Source organism: Thioalkalivibrio halophilus, assembly GCF_001995255.1.
Classification (GTDB): domain Bacteria; phylum Pseudomonadota; class Gammaproteobacteria; order Ectothiorhodospirales; family Ectothiorhodospiraceae; genus Thioalkalivibrio; species Thioalkalivibrio halophilus.
The window spans coordinates 77,237-89,048 of the sequence record NZ_MUZR01000003.1 but is presented as its reverse complement, the minus strand read 5'-3'; the positions used below and the strand labels follow the sequence as shown (position 1 = coordinate 89,048).

General features: G+C 68.6%; 14 protein-coding genes. 8 read left to right on the top strand and 6 right to left on the bottom strand.

The features are described from left to right. The 8 genes from B1A74_RS01140 to B1A74_RS01105 all read left to right on the top strand — a co-directional run. Window positions 1–739: MnhB domain-containing protein (locus B1A74_RS01140; RefSeq protein WP_244269144.1), on the top strand; the 739-nt coding region annotated here is incomplete at its 5' end. Next, window positions 736–1,041, top strand: coding sequence for an NADH-quinone oxidoreductase subunit K (locus B1A74_RS01135; RefSeq protein WP_077243526.1), 306 nt, complete (start codon window positions 736–738; stop codon window positions 1,039–1,041). The genes B1A74_RS01140 and B1A74_RS01135, both read left to right, overlap by 4 nt. Further along, on the top strand, window positions 1,038–2,510 hold the full coding sequence (locus B1A74_RS01130; RefSeq protein ID WP_077243525.1) for a complex I subunit 5 family protein: 1,473 nt from the start codon (window positions 1,038–1,040) through the stop codon (window positions 2,508–2,510). The genes B1A74_RS01135 and B1A74_RS01130 overlap by 4 nt, the downstream gene beginning before the upstream one ends. After that, a complete protein-coding gene (locus tag B1A74_RS01125; RefSeq protein WP_077243524.1) occupies window positions 2,507–4,393 on the top strand; it encodes a complex I subunit 5 family protein in 1,887 nt (628 codons plus the stop codon). Before B1A74_RS01130 ends, B1A74_RS01125 begins: the two co-directional genes overlap by 4 nt. Further along, entirely contained in the window at window positions 4,390–5,070 is a 681-nt protein-coding gene (locus B1A74_RS01120) for a class II aldolase/adducin family protein (protein ID WP_167769394.1), read from the top strand. Before B1A74_RS01125 ends, B1A74_RS01120 begins: the two co-directional genes overlap by 4 nt. 73 nt (window positions 5,071–5,143) lie before the next feature. Then, complete coding sequence (gene hspQ / locus B1A74_RS01115; RefSeq protein WP_018869428.1) at window positions 5,144–5,464, top strand: heat shock protein HspQ; 321 nt, start codon at window positions 5,144–5,146, stop codon at window positions 5,462–5,464. Window positions 5,465–5,471: 7 nt separating this feature from the next. After that, window positions 5,472–7,157: a dihydroxy-acid dehydratase gene (ilvD, locus tag B1A74_RS01110; protein ID WP_077243522.1), complete on the top strand. Its 1,686-nt coding sequence runs from the start codon at window positions 5,472–5,474 to the stop codon at window positions 7,155–7,157. Between the two features lie 22 nt (window positions 7,158–7,179). Beyond that, window positions 7,180–7,866, top strand: a complete 687-nt coding sequence (locus tag B1A74_RS01105) for a rhomboid family intramembrane serine protease (protein WP_018945985.1) — start codon at window positions 7,180–7,182, stop codon at window positions 7,864–7,866. Between the two features lie 18 nt (window positions 7,867–7,884). On the opposite strand, the gene galU is transcribed toward B1A74_RS01105, so the two are convergent. From galU to B1A74_RS01075, 6 genes are all read right to left on the bottom strand, one after another. Next, window positions 7,885–8,772, bottom strand: coding sequence for a UTP--glucose-1-phosphate uridylyltransferase GalU (galU, locus tag B1A74_RS01100; RefSeq protein WP_018945984.1), 888 nt, complete (start codon window positions 8,770–8,772; stop codon window positions 7,885–7,887). Between the two features lie 59 nt (window positions 8,773–8,831). After that, window positions 8,832–9,074: a ComEA family DNA-binding protein gene (locus tag B1A74_RS01095; protein ID WP_051073616.1), complete on the bottom strand. Its 243-nt coding sequence runs from the start codon at window positions 9,072–9,074 to the stop codon at window positions 8,832–8,834. A gap of 122 nt (window positions 9,075–9,196) precedes the next feature. Beyond that, a complete protein-coding gene (gene pyrF, locus B1A74_RS01090) occupies window positions 9,197–9,937 on the bottom strand; it encodes an orotidine-5'-phosphate decarboxylase (RefSeq protein ID WP_077243521.1) in 741 nt (246 codons plus the stop codon). Then, window positions 9,938–11,164 (bottom strand): tetratricopeptide repeat protein, encoded by a 1,227-nt coding sequence (locus tag B1A74_RS01085; RefSeq protein ID WP_077243520.1) that lies wholly within the window; start codon window positions 11,162–11,164, stop codon window positions 9,938–9,940. Between the two features lie 6 nt (window positions 11,165–11,170). Beyond that, a complete protein-coding gene (locus tag B1A74_RS01080; RefSeq protein WP_019022076.1) occupies window positions 11,171–11,488 on the bottom strand; it encodes a LapA family protein in 318 nt (105 codons plus the stop codon). Between the two features lie 13 nt (window positions 11,489–11,501). Further along, on the bottom strand, window positions 11,502–11,798 hold the full coding sequence (locus tag B1A74_RS01075) for an integration host factor subunit beta (RefSeq protein ID WP_018869436.1): 297 nt from the start codon (window positions 11,796–11,798) through the stop codon (window positions 11,502–11,504). Window positions 11,799–11,812 lie beyond the last annotated feature (14 nt).

Here is an 11,812-nt window from a genome sequence, read left to right as displayed (position 1 = left end):
GCTGCTGCTGTCCGCGCTGGGGCGGCTGGACTGGGAGGCGGGGCGCGCGTCGGATGTGTGCCAGCGCGGGCGCGACCGGGCGTTCTGGCTGCCGATGGGGCTGTTGCTGCTGGCCGGCCTGGGCGGGGCGGCGTGGCTGCTCCCGGCCCCGGGGCTGGGCGAACCGGTGGCCGCGGAACTCGGGCGCTCCGGGGTGGAAAACCCGGTCACCGCCGTACTGCTCAACTTCCGCGCCTTCGACACCTTGCTGGAGATCGCCATTCTGCTGCTGGGCGTGGTCGTGCTGTGGTCGCTGGGCCCCACCCCCTGGCCTTCCTCGCCCGAACTGGTGTCGCCCGCCCTGCCCGCTCTGGGCCGGGTGCTGTTCCCTGCCTTCGTGCTGGTCTCGGCCTATCTGCTGTGGCGCGGCAGTCATGCGCCGGGGGGTGCCTTCCCCGCGGGCGCGGTGATGGGCGCCGGTGGGGTGCTGATGCTGCTGGCCGGCGCCCGGCCCTGGCTGTCGGGTGACGTCTACGGCCCGTGGCGCTGGGCGCTCGCGCTGGGGATGACCGCGATGCTGGGGGTGGCCTTCGCAGTGATGGCCGGGGGGCACGGGTTCTTCGAGTACCCGGTCGAGCTGGCCGGCTGGCTGATCCTGCTGCTGGAGCTTGCCGCGGGGCTCTCCATCGCGCTGCTGCTGTTCGCGCTGTATCTGGGTGGCGAGCCCCCGGCCGACTGGGACACCCGGAGGCCGGCATGACCCTGTATCTGCTGCTGGCCATCGCGCTGCTGATCATCGGCCTGCACGGGCTGTTCGTCCGTGCGCAGCTGATGCGCAAGATCCTCGCGCTGAACGTCCTGACCACCGCGGTCTTCCTGCTGCTGGTGGCGCTGGCGCATGCCGCCGAGGTACTGGACCCCGTGCCTCACGCGATGGTGCTGACGGGCATCGTGGTGACGGTGTCGACCACGGCGGTGGCGCTGGGGCTGATGGTTCGCCTGCTGGAGCAGCGTGGCGGGCCCGCGAACGGCCACCACGGCCGGGACTCGCGCGACCCGTGAGCATCGCGCTGGCCACGGCCATGGTGGTGGGGCTGCCGCTGATGGCGGCGGCCGTCGCCTTCGCGCATCCGCGCCGGGGCCGCATGGCGACGCTGGGTACCGGACTGCTGCTGTTGCCGGTACTGGCCGTTCTGGTCCTCGAAAACCTGCGCACCGGCCCCTGGCGCCAGGATCTGGGGGGCTGGGCCGCGCCATTGGGAATCGGCTGGCAGATCGATGCCCTCGCCCTGACCCTGCTTGTCCTGACCACTGTGGTCGCGCTGGCCGCGGCGATCTATCGCCTTGCCGAGCGCCGTCTGGTGCCGGACAGTCGCCAGAGACGTTATTTCTGGCCGTTGTGGCTGTTCCTGTGGGGCGGGCTCAATGCCTTGTTCCTGTCCGCCGACCTGTTCAATCTCTACGTGATCCTGGAGATGGTGGCGCTGGCGGCGGTGGCCCTGATCGCCGCCGCCGGCGGGCCGGCGCTCGCCGCGGCATGGCGCTATTTCCTCGCAACGCTGCTGGGGTCCACGCTGTATCTTCTGGGCGTCGCCCTGCTCTACGGACAGTACGGCGCGCTGGATATCGCCCTGCTGACCGGCCGGGCCGCGGAGGAACCCGTCACCCTGGCGGCCGCGGTGATGATCACCCTGGGTCTGTTGCTCAAGGGGGCGATCTTCCCGCTGCATTTCTGGCTGCCCTCGGCCCATGGGCGAGCGCATGCGGCGGTCAGTGCGGTGCTTTCCGCTGTGGTGGTGACCGCGGCGTTCTATCTGCTGGTGCGTCTGTGGTTCGGTCCGTTTGCCGGAATGCTTCCGGGGTTGCCGGCACAGCTGCTGGGCCTGCTGGGGGCGGCGGCGGTGATCTGGGGCGGTGTGCTGGCCATGCTCCAGCGCCATCTGAAGATGGTGATCGCGTATTCGACCGTCTCGCAGCTGGGCTTCGGCCTGCTGGTGTTCCCGCTGGCGACCGCCGGGGCCCTGCCCGACCAGGCCCACGCGGGCATGCTGATGCTGCTGCTGGCCCATGGCCTGGCCAAGGGCAGCCTCTTCCTGGCAGCGGGCTGCCTGGCGTGGCAATGGGGCAGCGACCATCTGCGCCGTATCGGCCCGCCGATGGCCGGCGGCAGCCTGCTGGCCTGGATCGCGATCGCGCTGGCGGCGGCGAGTCTGGTGGGTCTGCCGCCCAGCGGGGGCTTCGTTGCCAAGTGGTGGCTGCTGGAATCGGCCCTGGCCGCGCGCGCCTGGCCCTGGGCGGCAGTGATCGTGCTCGGGACGTTCATCACCGCCGGATACCTGTGGCGCATCCTGCGGGATCCGTTGCGGTTGGGAAGCGATGACGCGGCCGTGGTGCCCGCACAGGGGCAACCGCTGCCCATTCCGCTCGCCATGCCCCGGGCCGCATTGCTGCTGGCCCTGGCGGCGATCGGGAGCGGCCTGTTCGCCACGGCGCTGCGCTCGGCCTTTGCGGCCGGGGGGCTGGCCGGATGAACGCCACGCAGCTCGCACTGCTGCTGGCCGTGCTGGCGCCATGGCTGGCCCTGACCGCGCTCGCGCTCCCCGCCCTGCGTCGCCGGGCCACCATCCTGCTGCCGCTGGCGGCCCTGCCGGCGCTCTTGCTGGCCCTGGCAGGCCCCGACCCCGATGCCGGGATCGTGCTGCCCGGGCTGCTGGATCAGGCCCGTCTGGCGCTGGATGGCACGGCCCGCGCCTTTCTGTTGCCCGGCGCCCTGTTGTGGCTGCTCGCCGGGGCGTACGCCCATCGACACCCGCTGACACACCCGCTGCGGTTTGCCGTGTTCTGGCTGCTGACCCTGGCCGGCTACCTGCTGCTGGTGCTGGCGGCGGATCTGCTCACCTTCTATGCCGGCTTCGCGCTGATGACCTTCGCGGCCTACGGTCTGGTCACCCACACCGGCGGCGTGACGGCCCTGCGGGCCGGACGGCTCTACCTCGGCCTGATGCTGATCGGCGAGGTCGCGCTGTTCACGGCGGTGGCCTGGACCACCATGCTCGCCGGTCCGGGGAATTCGCCGGATCTCGTCGGACTGGGTGCGGGCATGGAATCGGCCGCCGCCCTGCTGTTCGCGATCGGCTTCGGCCTGAAGCTGGGCGCGCCGGGGCTGCATGCCTGGCTGCCCCGGGCCCACGCGGTGGCGCCGGTGCCGGCCAGTGCGGTGCTGAGCGGGGTGATGATCAAGGTCGGCGCCCTGGGGGCATGGCGACTGCTGGAAGGCGGTCTTGAGATCCCCGGGCACGGCCCCCTGATCCTGACCGCGCTGGGCCTCACGGGCACCTTTTATGCCGTGGCCGCGGGTCTGCGCCAGTCCGAACCCAAGACCATCCTCGCCTGGTCCAGCGTCAGTCAGATGGGTCTGGTGGTCGCCCTGCTCGGGATGGCCGCGGCCGGGACGTCGCCGGCCGCGGTCTGGGCGGGCCTGGCGGTGATGCTCGCTCATCACGGTCTGGCCAAGGGGGCGCTGTTCCTCGGAACGGGGCTGCTGGCCACGGCGGCGGATCGGTGCACCCGGAGGGCGTTGCTGTTTGGCCTGGTGCTGGCCGGGGCCGCGCTCGCGGCCGCGCCGCTCTCCGGCGGCGCCCTGGCCAAGGCCGCCCTCACGACCGGAATGCCCGGCTGGCTGGCGGGGGTGACCGGCACCGCCACCGCCCTGCTGATGCTGCATTTCCTGCGCCGCGCGGCCAGCCATCCCCCGGAGCCCGACTTGAAGCCGACGACCGGCGGCGCCGTTGACACCAGGGGCATGACACCCTGGTTGCTGACCCTCGTTGCGGGGCTGCTGTTGCCCTGGTGGTTAGCGGATACCTCCCTGCGCGAATACGCCCTGATTTCAACGGCCCTCGGGGACGGCCTCTGGCCGCTGCTACTGGCCGGGGTGCTGGCAGGCGGGGCATGGTGGCTGCGATCCCGGTGGCCCGGGATCGGCACGGTCGCGGCGCGGCAACCCGGACCGGACCGAAGCGCCCCGCGCCCCCCGCCCGGCATGGCCCGGCTGGCCCACTGGTGGACCCTGACCGAACGCCAGCTGCATCGCTGGCCGGTTATCGGGCGCGTGGCCACCACGATGATCCTGCTGCTGGCGCTCGCGCTGGCCGTTTCGGCGACTCCGGCTCGGTTCGCCTGCAAGCAGGCTCCCACAGACGCCCTCGCCGGGGGCGAACTCGCGCTGGGCTTGTCGGCGACTCCGGCCCTGTTCGCCTGCAGGCAGGCTCCTGCAGAGGTAGGAGCGGCCTTGGCCGCGAACGGACGGGTGCTTGCCCGGGGCGAACTCCCCGGAACCCTTGCGGCCGGATGCTCCGGGCGCGCCCGTCAGGCAGAATGCGCGGGACGGTTCCGGACGAAGGCAGGCGCATGAACGAGCAACAGTTGCGCGAGGCGGTGATCGACACGGCGCTGGAAACCAACCGGCGCGGCCTCAACCAGGGTACATCCGGTAACGTCAGTGTACGCTGCGGTCACGGCCTGCTGATCACCCCCTCCGGCGTGGCGTACGAGGACCTGGCGCCGGAGGATCTGGTGTACATGGATGCCGACGGACACTGGCCGGCGCACCAGAAGCCTTCCAGCGAATGGCATTTTCATCGCGCGATCCTGCGGGAACGCGAAGATATCCATGCGGTGGTGCACGTGCATTCGGTGTACGCCAGCGTGGTCGCGATCCAGCAGCGCGACATCCCGCCGCTGCATTACATGATCGCGGCCGCCGGCGGCGACTCCATCCGCTGTGCCCCGTATGCCACCTTCGGGACCCCGGAACTCTCGCGACATGCGCTTGCCGCACTGGATGACCGCTACGCCTGTCTGCTGGCGAACCACGGGATGATCGCCACCGGGCCGGACCTCGCACGCGCGCTGTGGCTCACCGAGGAGGTCGAACTGCTGGCGCAGCAGTACGTGCTGAGCCTGTCCATCGGCGGCCCCGCCCTGCTGGATGCTGCGGAGATGCAGCGCGTGCGGGAGGCCTTCAAGCAGTACGGCCCGCGGCGGGAGGCGGCCCCGAACGGATCCGGACAGGAACCGGACGAACCCTGAGACGGCGTGACGCGCCCCGGGCTCGCCCGGTCTATTCTTTTGTTTTCACCCCTGCGAGCAGAGAGATTGCACCATGGCCAGCGGCACCCGTTTTTCGGTGGGCGAGATCGTCCATCACCTCAAGTATGATTACCGCGGCGTCATCGTGGATGTCGACCCGGTCTACAACGGCTCGGACGAATGGTACGAGACGGTCGCGAAGAGCCGGCCGCCCAAGGACCAGCCGTGGTACCACGTGCTGGTGGATGGCTACACCCACAGCACCTATGTGGCCGAGCGCCATCTGGAAAGCGACACCTCGGGTGAACAGATCGATCACCCGGACCTGGGCAAGTTCTTCGACCGTTTCATGAACGGGCGTTACAGTCGCGAAAACCAGACCCGGACACACTGAGGACACCATGAGCCAGGACAACCGCCGCTCGCGCGTGGTCACCGAAGGGCCACGCCGCACACCCAATCGTGCCATGCTGCGCGCCGTCGGGTTCGGAGACGACGATTTCCAGCGTCCGATCGTCGGGATTGCCAACGCGCACAGTACGATTACCCCCTGCAACACGGGGATCGGCGCGCTTGCCGAACGCGCGGAACGGGCGGTGCGTCAGGCCGGCGGCATGCCCCAGACCTTCGGCACCATCACCATCTCCGACGGCATCTCCATGGGCACGCCGGGGATGAAGTACTCGCTGGTCTCGCGCGAGGTGATCGCCGATGCGATCGAAACCGTGGTCAACGGGCAGAGCATGGACGGGGTGCTGGCCACCGGGGGCTGCGACAAGAACATGCCCGGGGCGATGATCGCCCTCGCCCGCCTCAACGTGCCGGGCATCTTCGTCTATGGCGGCACCATCAAGCCCGGGCATTACAAGGGCCAGGAACTGACCATCGTCAGTGCCTTCGAGGCCGTGGGGCAGCACGGCGCCGGTCGGCTGTCCGACGAGGACCTGCAGGGCGTGGAGCGCAACGCCTGTCCCGGCGCCGGCTCCTGCGGGGGAATGTACACCGCCAATACCATGTCCTCGGCCTTCGAGGCGCTGGGGATGAGCCTGCCCGGATCCTCGACCCAGGCTGCCGAGGATCCGGAAAAGGGCGAGTCCGCGGCGCGTTCCGGCGAGGTTCTGCTGGAGGCGATCCATGCCGATCGCAAGCCGCGTGACATCCTCACCCGGCCGGCGTTCGAGAATGCCCTCGCGGTGGTCATGGCCCTGGGCGGCTCCACCAACGCGGTGCTCCACCTGCTGGCGATCGCGCACGCCGCCGAGGTGCCCCTGGATCTGGACGATGTCGAACGGATTCGCCGTCGCACCCCGGTCCTGTGCGATCTCAAGCCCTCCGGGCGTTACGTCACCACCGCCTTCCATCAGGCCGGCGGCACCCCGCTGGTGATGCGCCTGCTGCTGGACGCCGGGCTTCTGCACGGGGAGTGCCTGACGATCACCGGCGAGACCCTGGCGGAAACCCTTCGCGATGCGCCCGCCGCCCCGCCGGCGGAGGCCACCGACATGGTCCGCACCCCGGCCGACCCGCTCTATCCACAGGGCCACCTGGCGATCCTCAAGGGCAGTCTGGCCCCCGAAGGTGGCGTGGCCAAGGTGACCGGCCTCAAGCGGCGCAGCATCCGGGGACCCGCCCGGGTCTTCGACTCCGAGGAGGACTGCCTGGACGCGATTCTCGCCGGCAAGATCCGCGAGGGCGACGTGATCGTCATTCGCCATGAAGGACCGCGCGGCGGGCCCGGGATGCGCGAGATGCTGGCCCCCACCGCGGCGCTGATCGGTGCCGGTCTGGGAGATGCAGTCGGCCTGGTCACCGACGGACGGTTCTCCGGCGGCACCTACGGCATGGTCGTGGGTCATGTTGCGCCCGAGGCGGCCGCCGGTGGACCCATCGCGCTGGTGCAGGAAGGCGACCCGATCGTGATCGACGCCGACCGGAACCAGCTGGATCTGGATATCGACCCCGAGGAACTGGAACGCCGCCGGGCGGCCTGGAAGGCCCCGGAGCCCCCGGTGGCCCGCGGCGTGCTTGCCAAATACGCGCGCACGGTGGGATCGGCCAGCCGCGGTGCCGTGACCGACGACTTCTGAGCCGGATCGGCGCATCCTCCACATGACCCATCCTGACCCGCGCTCGCCGCGCTTCAGCATGATGCCTCCGGTGATCGGCTTTCTGCTGGTCACCAACGTCCTGCTGTTCCTGGCCATGCCCGCGCTGGGCAACTGGCTGATGGCCCATTTCGCCCTGTGGCCGATCGGCACCCCGTCCACGATCATGCAGGACGGGTCGATGATGCGCGTGCCGGATTTCCAAGTCTGGCAGCTGGTGACCTACGGCTTCCTGCATGGCGGGCCGCTGCACCTGTTCGTCAACATGTTCGTGGTGTGGATGCTGGGTGTTCAGGTCGAGAATTCATGGGGTTCGCGCATGTTCGCGACCTATTTCCTGATCTGCGTGATCGGGGCCGGTCTGGTGCAGCTGGTGGTTACAGCGGGGGGCAACGGTGATGCCATCTACCCCACGGTGGGGGCCTCCGGCGGGGTGTTCGGGGTGCTGCTGGCATTCGGGATGATGTTCCCCAACCAGCGCCTGTTCCTGATCTTCCTGCCGATTCCGATCAAGGCCAAGTACTTCGTGATCGGCTACGGCATCCTCGAGCTCTATCTGGGGGTGTCCGGGACCATGTCGGGGATCGCCCATTTCGCGCATCTGGGCGGCATGGTGGTCGGCCTGCTGATGATCCAGTACTGGCGCGGGCGGTTGCCGGTTCGGCCCCGGCATCGTCGGCTCTGGTGGTGAGCGCCGGGCCCGGACGCGTCAGCTGTCCGTCCGCGTGCGCAGGTAGTCGCGGAAATCGTCCTTGAGTTCGGGGTGCTTGAGCGCGAACTCGACCGTGGCTTCGAGGTAGCCGAGTTTGCTGCCGCAGTCGAAACGTCGCCCGGAAAACTCCCAGGCCGTCACGCGCTCCTCCTCGCGCAGGCGGTCGATGGCATCGGTCAGCTGGATCTCGCCGCCGGCCCCGGGTTCCTGCCGTTCCAGCAGATCGAAGATCCGCGGCGTCAGCACATAGCGCCCGACCACGGCCACGTTCGACGGCGCATCGGCCGGATCGGGTTTTTCCACGATGCCCTTCACGTCCCAGCTGCGGGGGGCTGTGCGTTCCGGATCGATGATGCCGTACTGATGGGTGCGGTCTTCGGGCACCTCTTCCACGCCCAGCACGCTGCAACCATGGCTGTTGTACTGTTCCACCATCTGCGCGGTGGCCCCGCCATCGACCGCCTCGATCAGGTCATCCGCCAGGATCACGGCGAACGGTTCTTCGCGCACCACGGGGCGCGCGCACGCGACCGCATGCCCCAGCCCCAGGGCTTCGGCCTGGCGCAGATACACGCAGGTAACGCTCGATGGAACGATGTTGCGGATGCGTTCGAGGAGCTTGGTCTTGCCCCGTTCCTCCAGCTCGTTCTCCAGCTCGTACGCCTTGTCGAAGTGATCGGGAATGGCGCGCTTGTTACGTCCGGTGACGAACACCAGGGTATCGATCCCCGCCGCGACGGCCTCTTCGGCGGCATACTGGATCAGCGGCTTGTCCACCACCGGGAGCATTTCCTTGGGGTTGGCCTTGGTCGCCGGCAGAAAGCGCGTCCCCATGCCGGCCACGGGAAAGACCGCGGTACGGATTCGTTTGCTCTTTTCGGTCATGTGCCCTCCGGGCTGCGGGGCATGGCCGCAGGATGGCGGTCATGCCCCGGCCGCTCTCCCTATTCCAGTTCAATCCGATCCAGATTCATTTCCACCGTCCGTTCGCCAATGCCGGACACCTCGGTCAGGGCCTGCACGGATTCGAAATCACCGTGTTCTTCCCGGTGTTCGAGGATGGCACGCGCCGTGACCTCACCGACATTGCTCAGGGTGACCAGCTCCTCCAGCGGTGCCGAATTGACGTTGACGGGCACCTGTTCGCCGGCAGTGACCGGCGAGCCGAGGCTCAGCCCCAGCGCCATGGCGGGCAGCAACACCCGGGCAAAACGGAACATGGATACAGTACGGATCATGGTGAACCTCCTTGTTTTTTCAATGGTGGCGAGCGCCATCTTCCGTGCGCTCACCATGGATCCTAGCCCGATCACTGCGTCGGGGAAACCCCCTGCATGCGTCCCGCGATCGTCCGCATCGCCGCGGCGGGATCCTGCGCACGGGTGATCGGCCGGCCGACCACAATGGCACTGGCGCCGGCCTCCAGTGCCCGTTCCGGCGTCATCACCCGTTTCTGGTCGTCGCCCCCGGCCGTCTCCAGGCGAATCCCGGGCGTCACCAGTCTGGGCGCCGCTCCCAGCTCCCGGCGCAGCATCGCCGCTTCGCGCGCCGAGCAGACCAGCCCGTCCAGCCCCGCCTGCTCCACCGCCAGGCGCCCCAGGCGCATGACCTGGCCATCCGGGGTGTCCTGTACGCCGGTCTCCTCCAGGGTTGCGCGGTCACTGGAGGTCAGCACCGTTACGGCCAGCAGGACCGTCTGTTCATTGACCTCGCGGACCGCGTCACGGGCCGCCCGCATCATCGCCAGGCCGCCGGAAGCGTGCAGGTTCACCAGCCACACATCCATGCGGGCAGCCGCGCGACAGGCGGCCGCAACCGTGTTGGGGATGTCGTGAAACTTGAGGTCCAGGAATACCCGGAAGCCGAGAGCGTGCAGGCGATCGACCAGGTCCGGTCCGGCGACTACGAACAGCTCGAAACCCACCTTCAGCGCACACTGGTGGGGGTCCAGACCGCGGGCGAAGGCCAGCGCCTCGTCGCCGGAGGCGAAGTCCAGGGCGACGATCAGCCGCGGCTCCTGCAGGTTCGGGTTTTCCGTTACCGGGTCCATTCAGTGGCTCTCCTCGCGAATCAGCGCCGCTTCGGCGTCTTCGGTGGTCTGATCGATATCGAAATCCAGCCCGCGCAGGGTGTCCCAGCGCCGGCAGCTGGGGCATTGCCAGACATGGCCGCGGCCCTGGTAGCCGCAGTTGGTGCATTGATACAGGTGCTGACTGCGCAGCTGATCCGACAGCGCCTTCTCGAAGGCCGTAAATTCGCTCACGTAGCTCTGCACCGCGGGCAGTACCTTCATCCAGCGCACCGCCTCCAGCAGCCCCGACGTGGGCACCGGACGCTGGGCCAGGATGACCCCCAGCTCATGCAGCGCCCGGTCCATGCGTCCGGTCCGTCGATACAGCCGCATCAGTGCGATACGCGCCATGGTCACGCCGCGTTCCTCGGCCAGGTCGGTCAGTACTTGTTCCAGCGCCGCCAGACGATGCTCGCCCGGCAGGGCCTGATGCAACTGCTCCAGCCGCGGGACCAGCAACGGTGCCAGCCGCGGCGTCCGGGCGACTGCGTCGCTGCCGTGATCAATGGCCTCGCGAATGCGTCCCTCGCGTTCGGCGATTTCCGATTTCAGCAGCAGGGCCCGCGACAGGCCCGGTACCAGGGCTTCGGCCTGGCCTGCCCGCTCGGAGGCCTCGGCCAGGTCATTGCGTTCCAGCGCCTCGCTCGCCAGTTCGCAATGGTAATGCGCAACCCGCAGGGGTTCCTGTGGCGAGCCCTCGGCGCGCAGCCGGTTGCCGACCTCGATCGCCTTGTCCCACTCGCGCTGCGTCTCGTACACGTGCCGCAAGCCTTCCAGTGCCTCGGAGGCCTGGTTCGGCGAATTCATGAGTTCGCGGAACACTCCCTCGGCCCGATCGAGCACCCCCGCCAGCAGGAAGTCCTGGCCCAGTTCGCACAGCGCCTGTGCCCGCTGTGCGTCGGTCAGCGCCGGGCGCGCCACCAGGTTCTGGTGAATGCGGATCGCGCGGTCCACCTCGCCCCGCCGCCGGAACAGGCGCCCCAGGATCACGTGCGTTTCAAAGGTTTCATGGTCGACTTCGACCATTTCGATGAAGGTCTGCAGGGCATCGTCGGTACGATCGTCCAGCAGATATCGTACGCCCTGAAGATAGCGGTCCAGCGCGGGATCGCGGGTTTCTTCCTCCTCGGGAACACCTCGGCGCGCGGCCCACCAGCCACTGGCGGCGGCAACCGGCAACAGCAGCCAGAACCAGTCCTCAATCATTCCGGTTCAGTAGAAATCCCGCATCGGCGCGGTCCGCAGCTGTTCCACTTCGACCCGCAGCGCACGGTTCTCATCCCGCAGCCGGTCGATCTTGCGTTGCAGACGCCGCAGCCTGAGCCAGAAGATCAGGGATGCAATCAGTACACCCGCCAGGGCGCTCAGGCCCAGGAGCACGATCAAGGGGGCCTCGAGGGTGAGACCGGGGAGATGAAGGGTGGCGGCGCCCTCGTTGAACACCACCAGGATCCCGATGCCGGAGGAGATCAGGATCAGGGCCACGAATGCGACCCAGTGCCGCAGCCGGGACTTTCCGTGCTCGGCCATTCGTCGTATCCGCCTACTGGTCCTTTTGCGCGCCGTCATTGACGCGTTCCCGCAATTCCTTGCCGGGCTTGAAGTGAGGGACATATTTGCCGGGCAGGGCCACGCCCTCGCCGGTCTTGGGATTCCGACCCATGCGCGGGGGCCGGAAATGCAGCGCAAAGCTGCCGAATCCGCGAATTTCCACCCGTTCGCCACTGGCCAGTGCCTGACTCATCCGCTCCAGCAGGGCCTTGACGCTCAGCTCGACGTCGCGTGGCGGAAGGTGCGGTGATTTGCGGGCAAGATTGTCGATCAATTCCGATTTGGTCATCTGGCACTCGCAGC

Coding starts and splice junctions, on each gene's coding strand:
- B1A74_RS01080 (WP_019022076.1), bottom strand. CDS start 11,488: ATGGCCGAGCACGGAAAGTCCCGGCTGCGGCACTGGGTCGCATTCGTG.
- B1A74_RS01085 (WP_077243520.1), bottom strand. CDS start 11,164: ATGATTGAGGACTGGTTCTGGCTGCTGTTGCCGGTTGCCGCCGCCAGT.
- B1A74_RS01075 (WP_018869436.1), bottom strand. CDS start 11,798: ATGACCAAATCGGAATTGATCGACAATCTTGCCCGCAAATCACCGCAC.
- B1A74_RS01125 (WP_077243524.1), top strand. CDS start 2,507: ATGAACGCCACGCAGCTCGCACTGCTGCTGGCCGTGCTGGCGCCATGG.
- B1A74_RS01095 (WP_051073616.1), bottom strand. CDS start 9,074: ATGGCGCTGGGGCTGAGCCTCGGCTCGCCGGTCACTGCCGGCGAACAG.
- B1A74_RS01105 (WP_018945985.1), top strand. CDS start 7,180: ATGACCCATCCTGACCCGCGCTCGCCGCGCTTCAGCATGATGCCTCCG.
- galU (WP_018945984.1), bottom strand. CDS start 8,772: ATGACCGAAAAGAGCAAACGAATCCGTACCGCGGTCTTTCCCGTGGCC.
- hspQ (WP_018869428.1), top strand. CDS start 5,144: ATGGCCAGCGGCACCCGTTTTTCGGTGGGCGAGATCGTCCATCACCTC.
- ilvD (WP_077243522.1), top strand. CDS start 5,472: ATGAGCCAGGACAACCGCCGCTCGCGCGTGGTCACCGAAGGGCCACGC.
- B1A74_RS01120 (WP_167769394.1), top strand. CDS start 4,390: ATGAACGAGCAACAGTTGCGCGAGGCGGTGATCGACACGGCGCTGGAA.
- B1A74_RS01135 (WP_077243526.1), top strand. CDS start 736: ATGACCCTGTATCTGCTGCTGGCCATCGCGCTGCTGATCATCGGCCTG.
- pyrF (WP_077243521.1), bottom strand. CDS start 9,937: ATGGACCCGGTAACGGAAAACCCGAACCTGCAGGAGCCGCGGCTGATC.